The 19,241-nt window shown below is 61.8% G+C and carries 20 protein-coding genes and 1 riboswitch; of the genes, 8 read left to right on the forward strand and 12 right to left on the reverse strand.

The genetic code is table 11. The annotated features are described in order from the left end of the window. Positions 1-207: 207 nt before the first annotated feature. The gene (locus RIN13_RS12945; RefSeq protein WP_309107750.1) at positions 208-606 is read left to right on the forward strand and encodes a cupin domain-containing protein; all 399 of its coding nucleotides are present in this window, start codon (positions 208-210) and stop codon (positions 604-606) included. Positions 607-863: 257 nt separating this feature from the next. Here RIN13_RS12945 and RIN13_RS12950 read toward each other — a convergent pair whose 3' ends face one another. From RIN13_RS12950 to RIN13_RS12985, 7 genes are all read right to left on the reverse strand, one after another. Beyond that, the gene (locus RIN13_RS12950) at positions 864-1,403 is read right to left on the reverse strand and encodes a DinB family protein (protein WP_309107751.1); all 540 of its coding nucleotides are present in this window, start codon (positions 1,401-1,403) and stop codon (positions 864-866) included. A gap of 142 nt (positions 1,404-1,545) precedes the next feature. After that, complete coding sequence (locus RIN13_RS12955; RefSeq protein ID WP_309107752.1) at positions 1,546-2,142, reverse strand: hypothetical protein; 597 nt, start codon at positions 2,140-2,142, stop codon at positions 1,546-1,548. Positions 2,143-2,323: 181 nt separating this feature from the next. Then, positions 2,324-4,699, reverse strand: coding sequence for a beta-galactosidase (locus RIN13_RS12960; RefSeq protein WP_309107753.1), 2,376 nt, complete (start codon positions 4,697-4,699; stop codon positions 2,324-2,326). Positions 4,700-4,903: 204 nt separating this feature from the next. Then, positions 4,904-5,260 (reverse strand): helix-turn-helix domain-containing protein, encoded by a 357-nt coding sequence (locus RIN13_RS12965; RefSeq protein WP_309107754.1) that lies wholly within the window; start codon positions 5,258-5,260, stop codon positions 4,904-4,906. A gap of 205 nt (positions 5,261-5,465) precedes the next feature. Further along, positions 5,466-6,542: a TAXI family TRAP transporter solute-binding subunit gene (locus tag RIN13_RS12975; RefSeq protein ID WP_309107755.1), complete on the reverse strand. Its 1,077-nt coding sequence runs from the start codon at positions 6,540-6,542 to the stop codon at positions 5,466-5,468. Next, positions 6,535-7,962 carry a HAMP domain-containing sensor histidine kinase gene (locus tag RIN13_RS12980; RefSeq protein ID WP_309107756.1) on the reverse strand — a complete coding sequence of 476 codons (1,428 nt, stop codon included), beginning with the start codon at positions 7,960-7,962 and terminating at the stop codon, positions 6,535-6,537. Before RIN13_RS12980 ends, RIN13_RS12975 begins: the two co-directional genes overlap by 8 nt. After that, positions 7,959-8,627 (reverse strand): response regulator transcription factor, encoded by a 669-nt coding sequence (locus tag RIN13_RS12985; RefSeq protein ID WP_309107757.1) that lies wholly within the window; start codon positions 8,625-8,627, stop codon positions 7,959-7,961. The genes RIN13_RS12980 and RIN13_RS12985 overlap by 4 nt, the downstream gene beginning before the upstream one ends. A 198-nt stretch (positions 8,628-8,825) precedes the next feature. Between RIN13_RS12985 and RIN13_RS12990 the strand changes: the two genes are divergently transcribed. Further along, positions 8,826-10,187: an Nramp family divalent metal transporter gene (locus tag RIN13_RS12990; RefSeq protein WP_309107758.1), complete on the forward strand. Its 1,362-nt coding sequence runs from the start codon at positions 8,826-8,828 to the stop codon at positions 10,185-10,187. Between the two features lie 106 nt (positions 10,188-10,293). On the opposite strand, the gene RIN13_RS12995 is transcribed toward RIN13_RS12990, so the two are convergent. Next, complete coding sequence (locus tag RIN13_RS12995; RefSeq protein WP_309107759.1) at positions 10,294-10,569, reverse strand: hypothetical protein; 276 nt, start codon at positions 10,567-10,569, stop codon at positions 10,294-10,296. A 262-nt stretch (positions 10,570-10,831) separates the two neighbouring features. Further along, entirely contained in the window at positions 10,832-11,191 is a 360-nt protein-coding gene (locus RIN13_RS13000; RefSeq protein ID WP_309107760.1) for a hypothetical protein, read from the reverse strand. Between the two features lie 412 nt (positions 11,192-11,603). On the opposite strand from RIN13_RS13000, the gene RIN13_RS13005 reads away from it, so the two are divergent. Both RIN13_RS13005 and RIN13_RS13010 read left to right on the forward strand, forming a co-directional pair. Further along, complete coding sequence (locus RIN13_RS13005; protein ID WP_309107761.1) at positions 11,604-12,653, forward strand: glycosyltransferase family 2 protein; 1,050 nt, start codon at positions 11,604-11,606, stop codon at positions 12,651-12,653. An 8-nt stretch (positions 12,654-12,661) separates the two neighbouring features. After that, complete coding sequence (locus RIN13_RS13010; RefSeq protein ID WP_309107762.1) at positions 12,662-12,829, forward strand: hypothetical protein; 168 nt, start codon at positions 12,662-12,664, stop codon at positions 12,827-12,829. Positions 12,830-12,842: 13 nt separating this feature from the next. Here the strand turns inward: RIN13_RS13010 and RIN13_RS13015 are convergent, their stop codons facing one another. Continuing rightward, positions 12,843-13,901: a hypothetical protein gene (locus tag RIN13_RS13015; protein ID WP_309107763.1), complete on the reverse strand. Its 1,059-nt coding sequence runs from the start codon at positions 13,899-13,901 to the stop codon at positions 12,843-12,845. Positions 13,902-14,428: 527 nt separating this feature from the next. On the opposite strand from RIN13_RS13015, the gene RIN13_RS13020 reads away from it, so the two are divergent. Continuing rightward, positions 14,429-15,310, forward strand: a complete 882-nt coding sequence (locus RIN13_RS13020; RefSeq protein ID WP_309107764.1) for a response regulator transcription factor — start codon at positions 14,429-14,431, stop codon at positions 15,308-15,310. On the opposite strand, the gene RIN13_RS13025 is transcribed toward RIN13_RS13020, so the two are convergent. After that, positions 15,307-16,176, reverse strand: coding sequence for an alpha/beta hydrolase (locus tag RIN13_RS13025; RefSeq protein WP_309107765.1), 870 nt, complete (start codon positions 16,174-16,176; stop codon positions 15,307-15,309). The two genes, RIN13_RS13020 and RIN13_RS13025, sit on opposite strands and share 4 nt — an antisense overlap. Before the next feature lie 50 nt (positions 16,177-16,226). Here RIN13_RS13025 and RIN13_RS13030 point away from each other — a divergent pair, with 50 nt between their 5' ends. After that, positions 16,227-16,895, forward strand: a complete 669-nt coding sequence (locus RIN13_RS13030) for a TetR/AcrR family transcriptional regulator (protein WP_309107766.1) — start codon at positions 16,227-16,229, stop codon at positions 16,893-16,895. Here RIN13_RS13030 and RIN13_RS13035 read toward each other — a convergent pair. Further along, positions 16,881-17,117, reverse strand: coding sequence for a hypothetical protein (locus tag RIN13_RS13035; RefSeq protein WP_309107767.1), 237 nt, complete (start codon positions 17,115-17,117; stop codon positions 16,881-16,883). The genes RIN13_RS13030 and RIN13_RS13035 overlap by 15 nt on opposite strands. A 39-nt stretch (positions 17,118-17,156) precedes the next feature. Between RIN13_RS13035 and RIN13_RS13040 the strand changes: the two genes are divergently transcribed. Continuing rightward, positions 17,157-18,089 carry a threonine/serine dehydratase gene (locus tag RIN13_RS13040; RefSeq protein WP_309107768.1) on the forward strand — a complete coding sequence of 311 codons (933 nt, stop codon included), beginning with the start codon at positions 17,157-17,159 and terminating at the stop codon, positions 18,087-18,089. A 104-nt stretch (positions 18,090-18,193) separates the two neighbouring features. Beyond that, positions 18,194-18,399, forward strand: a riboswitch (cyclic di-AMP (ydaO/yuaA leader). Between the two features lie 3 nt (positions 18,400-18,402). After that, positions 18,403-19,239, forward strand: a complete 837-nt coding sequence (locus RIN13_RS13045) for a LysM peptidoglycan-binding domain-containing protein (RefSeq protein ID WP_309107769.1) — start codon at positions 18,403-18,405, stop codon at positions 19,237-19,239. Positions 19,240-19,241 lie beyond the last annotated feature (2 nt).

Here is a 19,241-nt window from a genome sequence, read left to right on the forward strand (position 1 = left end):
GATTTCCAGCGCCCATTGACTTCCGGTGGCGGAGGTCTACCTTTGAAATACGTCAGCAAGGATCTGTTGAGCACAGGTGCGCTGCGGGGGACAGTGCCACAAATTCCCCGGTCGTTCTGAACCTCCAACATGGGAGAGTCGGCCGGTAACCCATCAGCTTGGTGCCGCCCCCAAGCGCCCAAAACCCTCGTCTCCAGGTGGTCCCCGATGTCCGTGACTGTTGTTACAGCCCTCGCAGTTAAATCCTTCGATACCCCGGACAAAAAACGGTGCCCCGATAAGGCCGAGTTTGATCTGGTCACGGTGGATGACTTCTCGGTGGTTCGGCTGATTCTTGAGCCAGGCTGGCGCTGGTCTGAGAGCATGAAACCCCTGGAAGAGACCGATTTCTGCCAGCACAATCATCTGGGCTTCTGCGTGTCCGGAGTATTGGAAGTCGAAACGGCGGACGGCGTTCGGTCCACGATACGTGCCAACGATACTTACACTTTGCCGCCGCGACATGATGAGTGGGTGGTGGGCTCGGAGCCGTTTGTCGCCGTCGAATTCCTGGGGGCAGCATCGTTCGGCCGGCGGACCAGCCATGGAGTTCACGCCAGGGTCTGACACGGCGAACCACAGAACGCACGCATCGCGAGCATGGTTGTCACGCCGCCGGCACCGTGGTGGCTGCGCTGACAGCTATCGGTGCGATGGTCACGGAGTCGATATCGGGTGCGTAGGCGGAGCTGTTGCCAAGGGTCAATGCTCCAGTGGCGGTGGTCAGCTTGAGTGGAATGGTCCGCTCCCGGAAGCTGTGCCAGGAGTACCTGTACCCAGTGCGGAGCGCGGCAGAAGCGACCTGACAGCGTAGGGCTGCCAGGTCATTCCCCGGTCAGCCCGTCTATTGATTCGCGGAGGAAATCGGCGTGGCCGTTGTGCCGGGAGTACTCCTCGATCATGTGAACCAGGATCCACCGCAGGCTCGGTCTTGTGCCGTCCTGCCTGGGGCGGCTGGCCAACCGGTCCAGCCCGCCGTCGGCCAGCGCCTCGGCAGTCAGGGAGCGGGAGCGGTCAACGGCTTCCTGCCACAGAATTCGGAGCTGCTCGGGAGAGTCCTCGGCCGCCGAATGCCATTCCCAGTCCCGGTCCGCCTTCCAGTCCACAGTGTCCCACGGCGGCTGCGGGTCCCGGCCGAACAGCGATTCGGAGAACCAGCTGTCCTCGACATAGGCCAGGTGCTTCAAAAGACCGCCGAGTGTCAGTGAGGATGTCGCCACAGTAGCGCTAAGGCCGGCGGAGTCCAGCCCGGAGCACTTCCAAGCCAGGGTGGCACGATGGAAGTCGAGGAACCCCAGGAGGGTACCGGCCTCGTCAGCTGCCAGAGGAGGTTCGGAGCGGCCTTGTTCGTCAATGTCAGTCATGGTTGGTGAGCCTATCTGAGATCAGGATGACCGCGGACCCGCCGTCGTGACCTTGTTTGCCTCACAACCGGGCCGGGACACGGCGAGTCAGTTGCTCCAGCGGCCAGTTCGGCTTCAAAGAAGGTCACTACGGCGCCTGGATCTAAACTTTCTGTGCCGATGGAGCCCCAGGGGCAGGCATGACTCCGTCTTCGGCAAGGCTTCTGCTGGCGGCCACTACCTGGTTGATGTAAACCGACAACCGATCCGCATCGGCGCGGTAGTCCTCGGGGTTGTCTATGTTGGCGGATGCCTGGACAAAGAGGGTTCCGATTTTGCCCGCCACCCGAAGGACGTGCCGCGGCGCCATGCCCGGCGGGTACGTGCTGGCAATGGTGGAGTAGGTGAGGCCAGCCTCGGAGAAGGCTGAAGCCGGCCGAAACGACACTGTCGTCGTTTTCCCGTCGACGGTCACCCTTGCAGGAGAACACTCCGAAAGGTGGGTGATAGCACTGAAGGCGAGCGCCAACTGGTCGTCTCGGTCTCCCGTCACCGCGACGAAAACAGGGTGATCCCATGTGCCTGTCAAGGAGCCGGCTGCAGGCATTCGATCACCCATCAGAGTGGCCCATCCGAGATAGTCGAAGCATGCTTCCGGGCTCACCTCCCCCTCAAGCACCCCATAGTGCACACTCATGATCTCGTCCCAGAACTCAAGGTCGGACAGGAGAACCGAAGGAACGCCATCCTGGCCGGTCACGGACTCCGCCAGGGCCTCCACTTCATTCTGCGAATACCGGTGCGTAAAGATACTGCCCGTTTCCGCAGGGGTTGGTGCACTCCTCGGTATCAAAAACCTGGGCACGCAGCCGGTGAGCAGGCAAATTACCAACGCCGCGGCCCCAAAACGGCAGGCAATTCTCCTGAATGGCCTTGCTCTCTCAATTGGCATAGCTGACTTTCTCATGCCAACTGCTCCAACTGGTTAACTGCACGGAATCCAGCGCGGCGAGATCCCCGGGCACAGCATCCCGTCGTCGTTGTGCATCCAGAGGCAGCCCCACCCGGGCCGCCTTCGAGAGCGGGAGGATCTGGAGGGTGACCTCGGACGCGGGCGTGATCCCGGCGTCGTGAATTTCCAGGACCCAGGGCGAGCCGTCCCAGTACCTGTCCGCAACCAGGACGCCGTCAACGAGCAACTGCGCGATGTCTCCCGCCCAGGTGATCTCCAGTTCGGCATGCTCCCCACCCGAAAAGATCTCAGCAGGCACTCCAACCTTGTAGGCCATGGATAGGGCATCGAGGGTTTCCTGGGACGGAGCGGAGGCACGCCCGGCCAAAGAGCCGAACGTGTACGGTACCGGTCGGGAAGGACGGCGGAGTTCGACGGCGGGGCGCAGCGCCGGGGGAGCGGACGTGCCACCTTGCACGGGGACGGCTTCAAAGGAGGCCGAGGCCGGGTTGTAGCGCCGGACGTCAGGAACGCCGGCGGACCGGCCGGCAAGCTGTCCGCTGGCCGCGACCCACACTGGTTCTTCCGAGAGGAGCAGTTCCCTTCCAGCAGCGGTATCCAGAATCCACGCCTGAGTGGCGGATTCGGGGGACAGGACCAGGATGTTGAGCGCAGTGTGTGCCGACCTTGCTTCGAGCACAACGGATCCGCTGGCAAGGTCGTTGCCGTCTATAACGTAGGTATTGCCAGCCGATCCATCGGCAGGGCCACTGAGAGACGTACCCTCCGGGAGACATATTTCCACGGGAATGCCTGCTTCGGCAGCGAGTACCAGGGTTGGCGAGGTGTCCGGGCCGAGGATTGAAAGCGGCGAGGCTGTGGCCCATTCGAGGGTCACCCCGCCGACTTCCAGGTTCAGGGGCCAGTGCGCAATCGTGCCGGGTGGAACGGTGACAGCCTGACTCGGGAGCGTTACGGGGCCGGTCTCCAAGGCAACCTCGAAGCGCGTGGCGTGATGGGGAGCCAGCGGGATGTGGGGCTGATGCCAGGTAATGAACACGAAACCGGAGTGGCCGTCGCTACGCAGGGCCCAGCGCAGCGTGGAAGTATCGTCGATCCCCTTCGGCAGGGTATCCGGCAAGGTGGAAGGCATCTGGACCAGGCGGTCCCCGAAGGCTGAGAGAAAGGCATGCTGCTTCCGGAGTTCGGCAAAGCTTCCGGTGAGCCTGCCGGAGGCGCAGATCGGGGCGTGGAAATCGTAGTCGAAGCGCGGCAGGTCGTTGGGATAGCCGGTGGCATGGGACTCCTGCAGGTTGTCGGCAGGGTTGATCCCGCCGGCAAACATGTAGTACCCCTGCCATGCCGAGCCGTTGCCGATCTTGTTGTGGGCGACGGCGGCAACATCCAGTGCCTGTGGCCACGGTCTGCGCTGGTAGGCCGTCGCCATCCCCCCGGCAAGCTCGCAGGTCGCGGCTGGGTACAGGGGAGAGGGGGTCCGGGGCTTGGCCGCCTCCGCACCTCCATCGTTTGAGCCGAGGTGTTCACGCAGGTCGGCCCCGATGCCGGGATCGTCCCAGACATGGCTGAAGAAGAAGTGTTCCCGGAACGTGGAGTCCCAGGGGGCGTCCGCCTCCACCCAGAAGCCGTCGCCGTATCCGCCGAAGAGCGGCAGCACCTCGTCGTGCGGGAGGTCGGCCCCGCCCCACGCTGTTGCTGTCCAGATCGGCGCGCTCAGGCCAGCCTTCCGGGCCAGCCTCTTGAGCTCGATGATGTGTTGAGGTTCGGTATACAGTTCGTTCTCAATCTGGATGCCGATGACGTTGCTTGCCGGCCCCATGACGCCATGGAGGTGGGTACCGAGCCGGTTGAACCAGCGTGCTACGAGCTGAAGGTAGGCAGGATCATTGGTGCGATGCCTGACCTTGGCCGTCTGCAGCCAGTCGGGGAACCCGCCGTTCCGGACTTCGCCATGGCACCAGGGTCCGATGCGCAGGACGACGTCCAGTCCGATCGATTCACAGAGCCGGACGAAGGCGGCGACGTCCAGATTTGCCTCGAAACGCACTTCGCCTTCGTGCTGTTCGTGGTGGATCCAAAAGACGTAACAGGCAACGACGGTGACGCCACCGGCCTTCATGAGCCTCAGACGCTCCTCCCAGCGAGACCTGGGGAGCCGGCTGAAGTGGATTTCCCCCGAGACGGGGATGCAGGGCCGTTGCTCAACTTCAACGAAGCGGTTGGTCAGCCGGTACCGCTCATGGCGGTCCACCGTGTTGCTCATTGCCGGGGACATCAGCGGCGAATCCCAAGGCTTGTGCGAGACGCGAAGCGGCCCCTGCCCATTGGGCGATGTCGATGCGGCCATAGATCAATCTCCTTCGAGCGAAGCGGGCAACTGCAGGACTTCCATCGCGGCCAGCAGGTAGGGCCCCGGGTCAGGATCCTCGCCCAGGGCCCACTGCTGCCAGGCGTCAAAGGTCACGGCACCATAGGCGGCGGTGAGACACCTGGGTTCGTCCCCGGTTTGCCAGCTCGGGGTATTCCGCGATCAGGCGGAGGCGCCCCCGCGTCACCGAGAGGTCCGGGAGGACAGCCGCCGCAGCAATGATTGCATCCCGCAGCCGGCGAGGACCCGGTCGCTGCTCGAAGGTGACTCCCTGATCCCGCTTATTTTGTCCAACGCCCGGCCCGCAGCCTCGGCCACTGGTTCTATCCCGCCCCAGATCAGGTCCGCTTTGGTGGAGAAGTACCGGTAAAGGCTCTTGCGCCCGATCCCAGCCTCGCGGGCGATGTCCTCCATGGAAATCCGCTCATAACCATGGTCCGCGAACAGCTGCAAGGCAATCCTCGCGACGGCGTCGGGATCTATGGTCACTGGCCGTCCGGTAGTGCGGGGAGCCGCCGTCGGGAGGTCGTCGTCGTTCATTCCACCAGTATTCACGCTTCCATAATGACGCAGAGGGTCATAAAGCGGGGAGGTCACCAATGCAAATGCCGGGCAGTTGGCGGTGTCCATCACCTTCCTGCTGAGCGACGGCGGCACCAACGCTGACGGTGTGATCCTCGCTTCCGACGGCGGCTGGTCAGCGATCTGACGCAGCCGTCCAGGGGTTTCCTGCTTCCTGACGGACTCAGCCGTGCAGCCGCCGGTAGCTCGCAGCCGCAGCAGGATGAAGCGGCACCCCTGCAGTGTTGATCAGTGTTTCCGTGCTGAGAAACTGCACGCCAAGACTGGACTGGGGAATGAGTTCCCGGGCATGACCAACCAGCAGCTCCACCGTTTTCGTCACCGTCTGGTCCCCTAGATCGCGCCGGCAGAGGAGCAGGTTCGCCACCCCGACAGTCCCTACCGCAGGAGTCCCTTCATAACTGCCTTCCGGGATGAGGACCCGATCGTAAAAGGCACCAAATTCGGCACGCATGGCGGGGATGAGGTCTGAGAGGTCAAGGAACCGGAGGCCGAGGTCTCCGTTTGCTGCGGTAATGGCCGCAGTGGGTACTCCACCGGACCACAGCATGGCGTCGATGGAACCTTCCCGGAGTGCAGCGAGTCCTGCGTTGAGGCCCAAGGTTAGCTCCTTTACAGGGGCTGGCTCTTTCATAGGCTCAGGGGATGGAGGGTTGCTGGAGGAAGAGCCACCGGACGGGCCTCCCAGCCCGGCTGCCTGGATAATCCGGTGGGCGGTGAATGCCGTTCCGGATCCCTTGGCGCCGATGGCTGCCGTCTTGCCAGCCAGATCCATCAAGGTCCGGATGCCGCTGTCCCGCCGCACCACGCAGTGCACATAATTCTCGTAGACCTTCCCGAGGGCCACTATCCGCCCCGGGCTCCCGTGATCTGTGTTCGGCCCTGCTTCGGCGGACGCTTGCTCTACTGCCGCATCGGCAAGCGCGACGGCAAAGTGTGCCTCCCCGGCAATCAGCCGGGCGATGTTTTCGAGACTGCCTCCAGTGGTCATAGGGACGGCATTATGGGCAACACCATGGCGCTGCAGCGATTCCGCAAGCAAGGTGGAAAATTCAAGGTAGAAGCCGCCGGGCTCACCACCCGCCACCGTCAGGTTTTCCGGAATCTCCTCGGGACCGCAGCCGCCCAGGGCCGGAAGGATCAGCCCTGCAAGCCCCAAGGCCACCCCGGTCTGGAGCACTGTACGCCGCGACAGTTGCAGATCGGCCTGCCTGAGGTGGCTGCCCGCGAGGTTACGCATGGGCTGACCCGTCCGTTGGACCCGTGAAGGGAAATTCGAGGCGGGCGACCAAACCGCGTGGATCCCCTTGCGCCAGTCTCAGGCTCCCGCCATTGGCGCCTGCAAGCCGGGACACGATGGCCATGCCCAGTCCGTTACCGCTCAGATGCCGGTGTTGGGGGGAGCGCCAGAACCGGCCGAGGGAGGCCGTCCGCTCATCCTCTGAAAGGCCGGGGCCGTCGTCGGCGATATGGATGACCAGCTTCCGGGGGAGGCTGCGGACGCCTGCCGTGATTTTTGCGCCGGGAGCATACTTGATCGCGTTGTTCAGAAGCTCACCCACCATTTCCGCCAGTTCCGTGGCGTTGCACGCGAGCTCAACTGATCTCTCCGGAGCCTCCAGAATTATCCGGCATCCTGCCCGTCGAGCCGCGGGGCCTGCCCTTTCGACTTCCTCCTGCAGCACCACCCAAGGATCAATAACGGCTTCGGCCTGGGGGAGAGCCTGGCCGATTGTGCGACTGGCTATCCCTTCAGAGGCACGGTGTTCGGCCGCTGCAAGTTTCAGGACGCCGTCGAGGATGGTTTCCACGCGTTCCAGCTCGTGCACCACTCCTGTCACCGCTGACTTTTCGGCGCTGTTCCGCAGTTCGAGCTCGAGCAGATCGATCCGCAGCCTCAGGGCTCCCACCGGGTTACGCAGCTGATGCGAGGTGTCGGCAATGAGCTGGCGCTGGGACTCGATGCTTTCCGTGACCGTCTCCGCCATGGTGGTGAAGGAGTGGCTCAGTTCCCGCAGCTCCGGGGGGCCGTCTTCCGGGAGTTGGCTGGTCTTCCCCGTGGCCGCAAGTTCCCCTACCGCGGTGTTCAGGCGATGAATCGGGCGCAGTACCCAGCCTGTTACCCTGCTGGCCAAGAGGAGAAGGATGGCCTCCAAGCCTGCTGCTCCGAGTCCGACGGCAAGCCAGCGTTCGCGCAGCTTCTGCCTTGCGGTGTCCTGATTTACTTCGAGGACGGCTTCACCGAGGACCTGGTTCGCGCTGCCGAACGATCTTGAGATCACCTCGGAGCCGCTTTCAAAGGGAAGAAGGGGTGGCAGGGTTGTGTCGGTCAGATTCAGGCTTGCGCTGGCTACGGCGTTGCGGACATCGAGGCGATCCTCATCCAAGTTTCCGGACCGCAGCGTCCTGTCCTGGAGCCGGATGATGATGCCCTCATTGTAGAGCTCGAAGTACCGGTCCATCTCCCTCTGCAGCTTGGTGAAGTCGCCGTCCAGGGTTGTGTCGGAAGCAAGCTGGGCGAAGCGGTTGAGCGACGAAACCCTGTTGATCTGGAGTTCCTGCGTCAGCTCCCTGCTGGAAGACGTCACCAGGGCGTAGGACACCCCGATCACCATGAGCAAGGACAGCAGGCTCAGGACACCGAGCACCCGGAACCTCATGCCGGTTCCGCTTCAATCCGGTACCCCACACCCCGAACATTGATGATGAAGCCGGGCAGGTCCAGCTTCGCCCGCAGGCCAGTCAGGTGGACGTCAAGGCTGCGAGAGGAGGCCATAAAGGCGTCGCCCCAGAGGACATCAAGGATTTGTTCCCTCGTGACCACCGACCCCGCATGCCGGGCCAGCAGGGCGAGGAGATCAAACTCAGTGGCTGTCAAAGCGAGTACACGGGATCCGACGGAGGCCACGCGGCGGTCGAGGTCGATGTCGAGCTCTCCTACCGCCAGAGTCCGGCTCCGCGCGCCGTTCGTCCACGCCACCCGCCTGGTGACGGCTTCGATTCTGGCCAGCAGTTCCACGAGTTTCACCGGTTTGACCAGGTAGTCATCGGCGCCGAGCCGAAGGCCCAACACCACGCTCCGCTCATCGTCCCGGGCAGTGAGGATCAGAATAGGGCACCGGGTCACCTGACGGAGCTTTCGAAGGACGTCGAGTCCGTCAAGATCCGGCAGTCCAAGGTCCAGGAGGATGACGTCGAAGTTCCGGTGGACCAGCAGAGCGTCTGTTCCACGGGAAACCCTGGCTGCCTTGTGCCCGGCTGAGACCACGGCCGCTTCGAGCGCAGACGCCATGGCGTCGTCATCCTCGACGATGAGCAATTCCATGGCCTGGATCCCTTTTCAGCCGGGTGAGCACGTGCAGACCACATCGTAGGTGCAACCTGCCCCCATTATCTAAGTCCGGAGCCGGCATTACCTAAGGAAGTGTTAGGAAAGTGAAATTTATCTTGGAAGTGCTCCCCGTCACGCATAGCTTGGCTGGTGTCCTCATCTTCCGGGGACATTCAACGTCGAGGAGGAACCATGAGCAACGATGCCATGGACAGCACCAACCCATCGGGAAAGCCGCTGATTACTGCTGACCAGCAGAGCGCGTCCGGCCTTGCGAGCCACGCGGACCGCACTGATGACGACGGTGGCCGCCCTGCCAAATGGCGAATTGTCGGCCCCGGGCTGGTTGTGGCCGCCACCGGTGTGGGTGCGGCTGACATGGTGGCCACCCTCGTGGCCGGTTCCCGCTTCGGATACGGGCTCTTCTGGGCAGTCATCGTTGGCGTGGTCCTGAAAATCATCCTTGTAGAAGGAGCAGGCCGCTACACTCTGGCAACCGGAAAAACGATCTTCGAGGGATGGCGCTCCCTCGGCAAATGGACTACTTGGTACTTTGGTCCCTACATCATGATCTGGGGCTTCGTATACGGGGCAACCGCCATGTCCTCCGCTGCCCTGCCCCTGGCAGCAGTGTTCCCCATCCTGCCGCTATGGGCGTGGGCCATCCTGATGGGCCTGGCCGGTTTTGCCATGGTGTGGTGGGGTAAGTACGCCACCTTCGAGAAGATCACCGCCGCTTTGGTGGGCCTGATGTTCATCACTGTTGTGGGCCTGGCCATCATTGCGGCGCCGAACATCCCCGAGATGCTCACCGGCTTGATTCCCATGATCCCGGAGGCAAAGGATGCCGTTTTCTACACGCTGGCGTTGGCCGGTGGGGTCGGCGGCACCATCACCCTTGCCGCGTACGGATACTGGCTGCGGGAGAAGGGCTGGTACACCCCCAAATGGATGAAAGTCATGCGAATCGACAACTCGATGGCCTACGTCATGACCGGTATCTTCGTGATTGCCATGCTCATCGTGGGTGCCGAGGTTGTCCGCTCTGCTGGTGTTTCGCTCAGCGCGAGCGACGAAGGCCTGCTGGACCTCTACGATGTTCTGAAGGCAGAATACGGCGATACCGTGGGGGCAGGGTTCCTGATCGGTTTCTGGGCCGCTTCCTTCTCCTCCATCATTGGCGTCTGGAACGGTGTCTCCCTGATGTTTGCTGACTTCTGGGGCAACATGCGGGGTAAGGAATCAGGCCACCCGGATACCCGGGTGGGCGGAAAGTACTTCAAGTTCTACATCCTGTGGCTGACCTTCCCACCCATGATTCTCTTCGCCCTGGGCCAGCCCATCGGCCTGATCCTTGCGTATGGCGCACTGGGCGCACTGTTCATGCCGTTCCTCGCGCTGACCCTGCTGGGCTTGCTCAACGGCAAGAGGATCCCAAAGGTCTGGGCCAACAAGCTGCACACGAATATAGCGCTGGGGATCTGTGCCCTGCTGTTCGTCATCCTGGGGATCCGCCAGTTGTGGACGTCCCTCTCTCCGATCTTCGGCGGTTAGCGGGTTAGCTGCCCAGCTCAAACCAAGAGCACGACTCAAACGCAAGAGTACGACGGCGGGAACTCCCGCCGTCGTACTGTTGCGTTCCCAAGGTTGAGGCATGTGCCTATTGGTGGCCCACTTTTGTGGTGCCGAACATGAGGGTCTGCCGGCTGACGTCGTAGAAGACAGTATGGGCAGTGGACAGGAGATCCTGAAGGTTGTCGGCGTCGTCGGCTTCGATCGTCAGGACTTCCTCCCATGCCCCGGCGTCCAGCACCAGCTGGAGCGTCCACGTGCCACGTTTTCCGGCATCTCCGGCGATCCACGTGAACTGGTAGTGGCTAACCTGGCGCACCTTAATGCTGTCATCGGTCACAGGCTGTTTTGGAGTGGGGCTCATGGTTGTTCCTCACCGGCTGCACCCCAGTCGCACAGCCTCTTCGCTGGTCTCTTGCAGGTCCCGATCACCGCCGGCAGCCTCGTTCTGCCCTGCGGCCGGAGCATTAATGTAGCCCCGCCCCTGTGATCAATTAAATGCCTCGCCCAAGTCCCCTCGTGGCGTGCCGCGGCTGCCCACGAAGCCAGGACACAGTCGACCTTTGCATTTTCCCCGTGAAAAGAGTCGTTCAGCGACCACCGACAATTTAGCCGGGCGGCAACACCTACGTTCCAGGCACCTCGACGCCGGGGACCTCAACCCCCGGGGCAAGGTCGGACGACGGCGTGAGCCTCCAACGACCGCTGGCCGGTTCGTGGCTGATGACAGTGGAGAAGCCGCCGTTGCCTGCCGCGTCCATCGCCTTGAGTAAGGCGTCGAGCATCTGGCGTGCGTGCTCCATTCTTTCGGCCATGGTTCCCTCAAGGTCGCTGTCATCGATGAGGGGGTGGGCCTTGCCACCCGCAACTACTTTCACCGAATATCCCATTTCCTCGTGGAGGGAACCACGGGAACAACCGATTTCAGTGACCTTATCTGCCCGAACCAAACCGTTGCTGATGGTGCGGAGCCACACATCACCCATTGCTCATCCTTTGGTCTAGCTACCAAACGCAACTCATCCCCAAGCACACGGTAGCCCTGAAAGTCGTGCCACCGCATCCCCGGCGGAGAAGCGCCTTTGCCTTCGGGCCCCTGGGGCTCCGGCCCCAACAAAACCAAGCGGTCGACGCCGGAACTTTTCGATGTCGATATCTTGTGTATAAATTGCGCAAATTAAGCTCAATTAGTTTGGCAGAAGATGATCTCATTTTGGCAATTTGCTTCATAAGATTTGAGTTTTGGATGTAAGACTCAGGCGAAATGTGTGGCCAAAAAGACCTATAGGGATGAATTTATGCGCGTTGGGGCAAATTGTCATGTTGAATTATGCGTGAAAGCCGCGATCCCTGCATTTGATGCTTAGGGGCGGACGCTATCGATCAGCCGGTGATTCGATGATTACCGTACTGGTTCCGGCGCACAATGAGGCCGCGGGTATCGGGGAGACTATCAAATCCCTGACAGGGCAGACCTGCGTGCCTCACCGGGTAATAGTTATAGCAGACAACTGCACTGACGACACCGAGGCGATCGCCTTGGCTCACGGAGCCGAAGTGATCAGGACTGTGGGCAACACTGACAAGAAGGCCGGCGCCCTCAACTTCGCGCTTGCGGGCATCCTTACTGGCTTGGCACCGGATGATCTTGTCCTGGTGCAGGACGCGGACTCGCAGCTCGCCCCGGACTTCATTGAAAGGGCCATCGGCCACCTGTTCGCCGATCCGTTTCTCGGCGCCGTGGGTGGTGTGTTCAGCGGAGCAACCGGCGGTGGCTTTGTGGGTCATCTGCAGCGCAACGAGTATGCCAGGTATGCGAGGGATGTTAGACGGCTCAACGGGAAATGCCTCGTTGTCACCGGCACGGCGGCGCTCTTCCGGGTGCTGACCCTTGAACACGTCGTGGAGGCGAGGCTGGACGGAACCCTCCCCCCGGGCAACGGCTGGGGCGGGGTGTACGACACCACCGTGCTGACCGAGGACAATGAGCTCTCCTTCGCATTGCTGACCCTTGGCTACAGGATCAAGTCGCCGGCGGACTGCACCCTGGTCACAGAGATCATGCCCTCCTGGCGGGAACTGTGGGGACAAAGGCTTCGGTGGAAGCGCGGAGCTGTGGAGAACTGCGTCCAATACGGCTGGACCAAAGTCACGCGGCCCTATTGGGGACGGCAACTCCTGGCAATGACTGGTGTCCTGGTGACCCTTACTTACTTTGGCACGATCGCGTTTGCACTGGGCACGGGATCCGGGTTGCACCTGCACCCCTTCTGGGTCGCCGTGACCGGTGTCTTTGTGATCGAACGTGTAGTAACAGTGCGGCTCAGAGGATGGAAATACATGCTTGCCGCCGCAACGATGTACGAACTGGTGATCGACCTGTTTTTGCAGGTGGTCCACTCGAAGGCCTATTTAGATGCAGCCCTGAACAACAAGAAAGCTTGGTAGAGAGATTTATGTATAACAACGCAGCGGCCCCGGCAGCAGCAGGAGCAGGCGCCGGAACACTGGCATTGACTGGCGCCGGGGATATCCTCTGGCTTGGTTTGGCAGCCTTTGCCATGGTTGCCCTGGGTGCGGCGATCAAGCGCATTGTTCCTGTGAAAGCCAAGTCTGAGGGCTGATCAGCAAACCAGCTCAGGACCTGCCCGGGGTCGCCACGAAGCGCTTAGCCCCGGGCAGTTGCTTGTACACCAATTCTTCCAAGGCTTTGATGGTCACAGTGTTTGAGCATCCGGCCGTATCACAAACCTGATAAGTATTAGTGGCGCTTCCCTTGAACTTGTTGATGTAGCTGCCGGTGTTGGGCACAGTGCTCTTGACGCCGTTCACCAGCAGAGTGACCGTGGTTCCGGTGGCACCTGTCCAGCGCACGGTGGTGTTGTTGACGCCTTTGACTTTTGCGTTCACGGCACTCAGCTTGATGGCCGAGACCGGAGCAGGTTTCACGCCTGCAGGTGTGAAGGAGAAGTCCCGGATGACCACCGACTCCGGTTTGATGTGGGCAGGATCGCCTCCGCCGCCGCCAGTCACCCACAGATTGAAGTGGATTTGTTCCTTGGCGGGCTTGGGAACCGTGGTTCCTTGCAGAATGGTCCGTTTCAACAACGGCCCTGCATACCCTTGACCGGCATAGGTTTCGAAGGTCAGTTTGCCAGGCTCCCAGACCATCTTGTGGGTGAGGATGGGATCGCTGGTGGTGTCAAAAACTACAGTATTGTTCCCCTGCCCTGGCGGCTTGCTCGCATCGAACCAGTAGCCATGGCCCTGGGTTACGGGCCAGGATTCGCCGTAGCTTGCTCCGCCTCCCCAGGCAGACGCTTCACAAAGGTCAATCTCGTTGTAGCCCGGCGCAGCAAGAGGATCGTAAGTAAACAGGCACCCCCACACGACTTCCTTTTGGAGAAGGCTCACGTTCTTCTCCACTGTGGTGCTGTATGTTCCGTAGCCGAAGCCCTGGCGTGTGGACTGGAATTCTGCCCCCACCGGAGCGCCACCAGTAGGATTCGTGACGCTCATGGTGATGTGGCCGTTGGTGTCGGGATTGCTGACATTGCTGGCACTGAACAGCTTGTTGTACTGCGGCGCCCCACCCCAGAATCTCTTCTCCCAGTTGAAGCCCTTCCACGCGAAGCTTCCTGCCGCCCCGGGATCTGATGACATCGGGGTCGTATCTGCCGCTTGGGAAGAACTCACAACGGTAAGCATAGTGAGGCCGGAAACCAGAACCACTGCCAAGGGTCTGACCAACCGCGAAGACCTGAGACCGGACAAACGGGACCTAAAAAAAGACGACATACACGCCCCCTATTGCGTTGGTGCTCCGCTCGAGCAGCCTCGTGCCCCCAGCGAGCACAAGATGATCATCAATCAACGCAGTTGCTAAACGCAATAGCAGATGACTTAATTGAGACCCGGTAATTTGGCTCAAGAGTTGCACAAGATTCAGCCTCAACTCAAGAACTACTCAAGATTAGACAGGGACGAACAAGAAATGGATTATCGTATGTAGGCTCATTTCTGCACCCCAGTGATCCCGATAATGGAATGCCAATCCCGCAGCAATCTTTGCAGCGACAAAGGATGAAGCGCCCGACGGCGCAGCACGGTGCAGCACACAGACTTATTTATCTGGATCACATTCTCCTGCGTTCATTCATGCGCCCTGGACTCTAAGACCAGAAATTATTCGTGATTTGTTGGCATCGAGGCTGGGAGCAAGAGTGGTGAATCGCGGCATTGCTGTGGTCGTTGAAGATGAGGACGACATCCGGGAGTCGCTGAGGGACATCCTCCGCCAATCCGGATTTACCGTCCATACAACTTCTTCGGGAACGGAAGGCGTGGAGGCCGTCCGCAGGCACAACCCGGTGCTGGTCACCATGGACCTGAGCCTTCCCGACTTCGACGGGATCGAGGCATCACGGCGCATCCGGACGTTCAGCCACGCCTACCTCATTATGGTGACGGGAAGATTGGACGAAGCCGATGCACTGATGGGGTTTGGCGCCGGCGCTGACGACTACCTCACCAAGCCGTTCCGTCCCCGCGAGCTTCGGGCACGGATTGCGGCAATGCTTCGGCGGCCACGATGGTCAATCATGGAACCGGCCGTCATGGAACCTGTGTCCATGCAACACCATGCAACGGAACCTGCGATGCCCGAAGCTGCCCTGTTGCAACCGGTGTTGCAACCCGCAGGGGCACTGCCCGCCGATATGCAGCCCGAAGTGAGGCTGCCCGCCGTCGGGCATTCCTTCGGGCCAGGGGAGGCGGATGAGTTCCGCGACCTGGAGCACCGCGGGCTGACTGTTAACGAGGGCATGCGGACGGCAACGATTGGTGGCGAGAAGGTGGACCTGACCCGCACGCAGTTCAATCTGCTGCTGGTGCTGATGGAAAACGGGCGCCGTGTCCAGAGTAAAGAGGAACTGGTCCGGAGGCTCCGCAACGATCCCTACGGCTCGGGTTCCTACGTCAGCACGGCCGAGGAGCGCGTCGTCGAGGTGCACATGGGGAATCTCCGGAATCGTCTCGGGGATGACCCCAAGGCGCCCAAATGGGTGGAAACAGTCCGCGGAGTCGGTTACCGGCAGGCTCCCTAGGGTTGGGATTGAAAGGCCGGCAAAAGGAAAGTGCTGATCCGGTCCAGCACACCCTCATCACGCAGCGGCCGGTTGTGTCCCAGCCCATGTGTGACCACCAGGGTGGTGGATGTGGGGTGGGCAGCGAGCAGGGCGTGCGCCTGGTTCAGCCCGATCATAGTATCGGCGTCGTCGTGGATCACGAGCCACGGAACCTCGACGGGGAGCGGAGCCGTGGCCGAGAGACTCGTCCAAATATCGGTAGTGCCACGGAACAGCCGGCGTTCAGTGCGGCGTCGAACCGCGAGCACGCTTGAGCCGCTAAGTCCGAGCTTGTGTGCGAAGCTCTGCAGAAGATACTCGAAGTCGGCGGCACCGTTCACCGTGACGAGCCTTCCAACCCGGACGCCTCCCCGAATGGCGAGGGCGGCGCCCGGCGTCCCGAACGAGTGTGCAACGATCGCCTCGAACCCGTCATGCTGGCGGCCAAGCTCGGCAATGATGGCGGCATAGTCGCGGACATCGGTTCGCAGGCCGCTGGATTCGCCGTGTGCGGGGGCATCAAAAGCCACGATCGTCCGTCCTGCCGCCCGTAGCTCCCGCACGAGGGGAGCAAAGGCAGCGGCACGGCTTTGCCAGCCGTGGACCAGCAGCACTGCTCGGGGTCCGGTTCCCCAGCGATAGGTTGCTACGCGCCGGCCCCGCACACGAATGGTGGATCGTCTGGCGTGCTCCATGACGTACCGTTCCGTTTCATGCACGGGCTTCCGTTTACCTGGCCGTACCCAAAGGCTGTAGGCAGTCTCAGCCGCGAGCGGCGGGGCGACAGACTCGAGCAGGCGAAGTGCATGAATCACTGGCGGAAGAGAGGGCGTCTGCGTCGTCATAGTGCTAAAATATACACACGACCGTTCGTACTGTCTAGAGGAATATTCGAATGTCAAACACAGCTGTAACCGCCGATGGCCGCCGTCAGCGTGGTGATGAGTCCCGGCGCGCCATTCTGCGCCTGGCTGTCGACCAGGCGTCGTTGAGTGGACTCGATGGGCTCACAATCGGCGGACTGGCAAGCGAGCTCGGCGTCAGCAAAAGCAACGTCGCGACGCTGTTTGGTTCGAAGCTGGATCTGCAGCTCGCGACGATTGAAGCCGCCCGCGCGGTATTCATTGAGAAGGTCATCTCTCCGGCGCTCGCCCGCCCACACGGACTCCGGAGGCTCATCGGCCTTGTAGAGCTGTGGCTGGACTACTCAGAGGGCCGCGTGTTCGCGGGTGGATGTTTTTTCCGTGCCGTCGGGGCGGACGCTTCGGCAAAGGACGACGCCGCCCGGGAGCTTCTCGCGCGGATCGATGAGGAGTGGCTCGCGTTCCTGACCCGCGCAGTGCGGGAAGCTGAGCCGGAACTGCCCGGCTTAGCAGGCCGGAGCAACGCCGCCGAGGTGCTCGCGTTCGAGATCGGGGCGATGCTCGATGCAGCGAACATGAGCTCCCTCCTGCACCGCACATCGCGCGGATACTCCCTCGCGCGGAGCGGGATCCGGGATCGGCTCATCGCGCTGGGCGCTCCGGCGGACATCGGCCTGGCGCCGGATTCAGCTACGACGTAACGACTGCCGAACCGGCTTGATCCAGTACTGGAGCCTGGACAGCAAAAGCGCCGCCAAGAGCGCCGCTGCCACATGGGTGTCCACCATCAGTTCCCCGGAATGTGAGGATGCAGGTTCGGCGGGAATCACAGGCAACTGGGCCCAGCCAACCACCCATAACGTGGGCTTCGACGCCGGAAGTCTTCTGCCACGGGAATCCCCTACTGTGGTCGATCCACTCATCTGCGCTTGAATCTACTGTGTGCCCATACGATTGTCAGCATGATCAGTCACGCAGACGTTGAGGAAGCCGCCAGCAGAATCGCCGGGAGGATCCGCTTCACGCCGCTGATCCAAGTTGATCCCGGAACGTTCGCCGGCGAGGTGTGGCTCAAGTGCGAATTCATGCAGCACACCGGCACCTTCAAGGCCAGGGGCGCCTTCAATCGCATCCTCGCCTCTCATGAACGGGGAGAGCTGAATCCTGACGTGGGCATCGTCGTCGCATCCGGTGGGAACGCAGGCCTTGCCAATGCGTATGCTGCCCAGCAGCTCGGAGTCCCCGCATCTGTTTATGTCCCGGAGACTGCACCTGCCGTAAAGGTCAGAAAACTCGTGGCCAGTGGAGCAACAGTGGTCCAGGGAGGAGCCGAGTACGCGGAAGCCTACGAGGCCGCCATTAAGTATGCGGAAGAGACCGGGGCCGTTTATTGCCATGCGTACGACCAGCCGGAGATCGCAGCAGGGGCAGGCACTGTCGGTTCTGAGCTGCTGGAACAACTCGAAGGCCTAGACACTGTTGTGATCGCGGTGGGCGGCGGAGGACTCATGGCCGGGGTCGCCGCAGCGGTCGAAGGCCGGGCAAAGGTGCTCGCTGTCGAGCCGTACACAGCCCCCACTCTTTCCGCGGCCCTCCATGCCGGAGAGCCTGTTGATGTCGCTGTCTCGGGAATAGCAGCTGATGCCTTGGGAGCACGCCGGATCGGAGACATCGCCTATGCCGTGGCGTCCCGTACCGGGGTAGGAAGCCTCTTGGTTTCCGACGACGACATCGTCACCGCGCGCTCCTGGTTGTGGGACCACTACCGCATCGTCGTGGAGCATGGCGCCGCCGCCGCGCTCGCCGCCCTCCAGTCCGGTGCCTACGTCCCTTCCGAAGGTGAGCGGGTGGCCGTCGTGCTCTGTGGCTCCAATACAGACCCCTCCACTGTTTAGCACGCATATTTAACGAGTCGAAAAGTTTTGTTACCGAAACGTGACTTCTGGCAGGAGCAGAAGCTAATCTCTTGTGGTGCCCCCGGCTCCAGCCGGGGCATTCCCGCGTCAGTATGCCGAACCCTGCCGCTGACGGGGATTCGTCCGCATTATTCAGCGGCAGGGACGGGGGAACCACGATTCCACTCGGACCTCTTGTCAGGTCCTAGGGGTTAAGTCGCTTCGCGCCGCCCCACGGCGGTGTGAACCGGCCGGGTGAACTCCCACCCGAACCCGACAGCTCACCCCGCAGGCATGGGAGAGGCAAATCACCATGTCACAAAAGTCCATTTTGGCGCGCCATCGTGCCACCCCTACCCGCTCCATCGTCGCGAGCGGGTTGTCGACCTCAGCTAAATCGCACGTTATGGCGCTGGGCAGGCCAGCCCTCATCATCGCCGCCGCATCAGGCCTTCTTTTCGGAGTCGGGGCTCCCGCCCATGCTGGAGCACATGCACCGGATGGCTCCACCGGCACCACTGTGGGAACCGCTGCTCAGGCCCAGGCACCGGTGCAGCCAGCAGCAGCGGTTGCCCCGGCCACAGGAAAGGTTCACACGGTTGTCTCCGGCGACACTCTCGGCGCCATCTCGGCAAGCTACGGCGTAACCCTGAACTCGGTCCTCGCCGCCAACAACCTGGCGATGGCGTCCATCATCTATCCCGGCAACCAGATCCAGATTCCGGGAGCAGGGTCGGCAGCTGCGCCCACCCTGTCTCTGGCATCCACCTCCATCAACCCCGTCGCGGCTCCAGCTCCAGCGGCGGCACCGGCACCGGCACCTGCTCCTGCGGCTGCCAGTGGGACGGGGGCAGCATTGCTCGCTGCCGCCTATGGCCAGATTGGCGCCACCCAGGACTGCACCATTCTGGTGGAGAGGGCACTGCGCTCCATCGGCAAGAGCGTAGGTGACCTCGCCCCGACCCAGTTCTTCCAGTACGGAACGGTGGTTGGAACTCCCGCACCCGGTGATCTGGTGATCAGCTCCGGGCACATCGGGATCTACGCAGGCAACGGACAAGTCGTCAGCAGCGGCATGAACTATGTCAATGCAACGCTTGTCCATCCGTTGTCCTGGCTCTCGGGCTACTCGTTTGTGCGGGTTGCCTAGTC

Origin of the sequence: Arthrobacter sp. (assembly GCF_031179985.1) — a bacterium.
Lineage (GTDB): Bacteria > Actinomycetota > Actinomycetes > Actinomycetales > Micrococcaceae > Arthrobacter.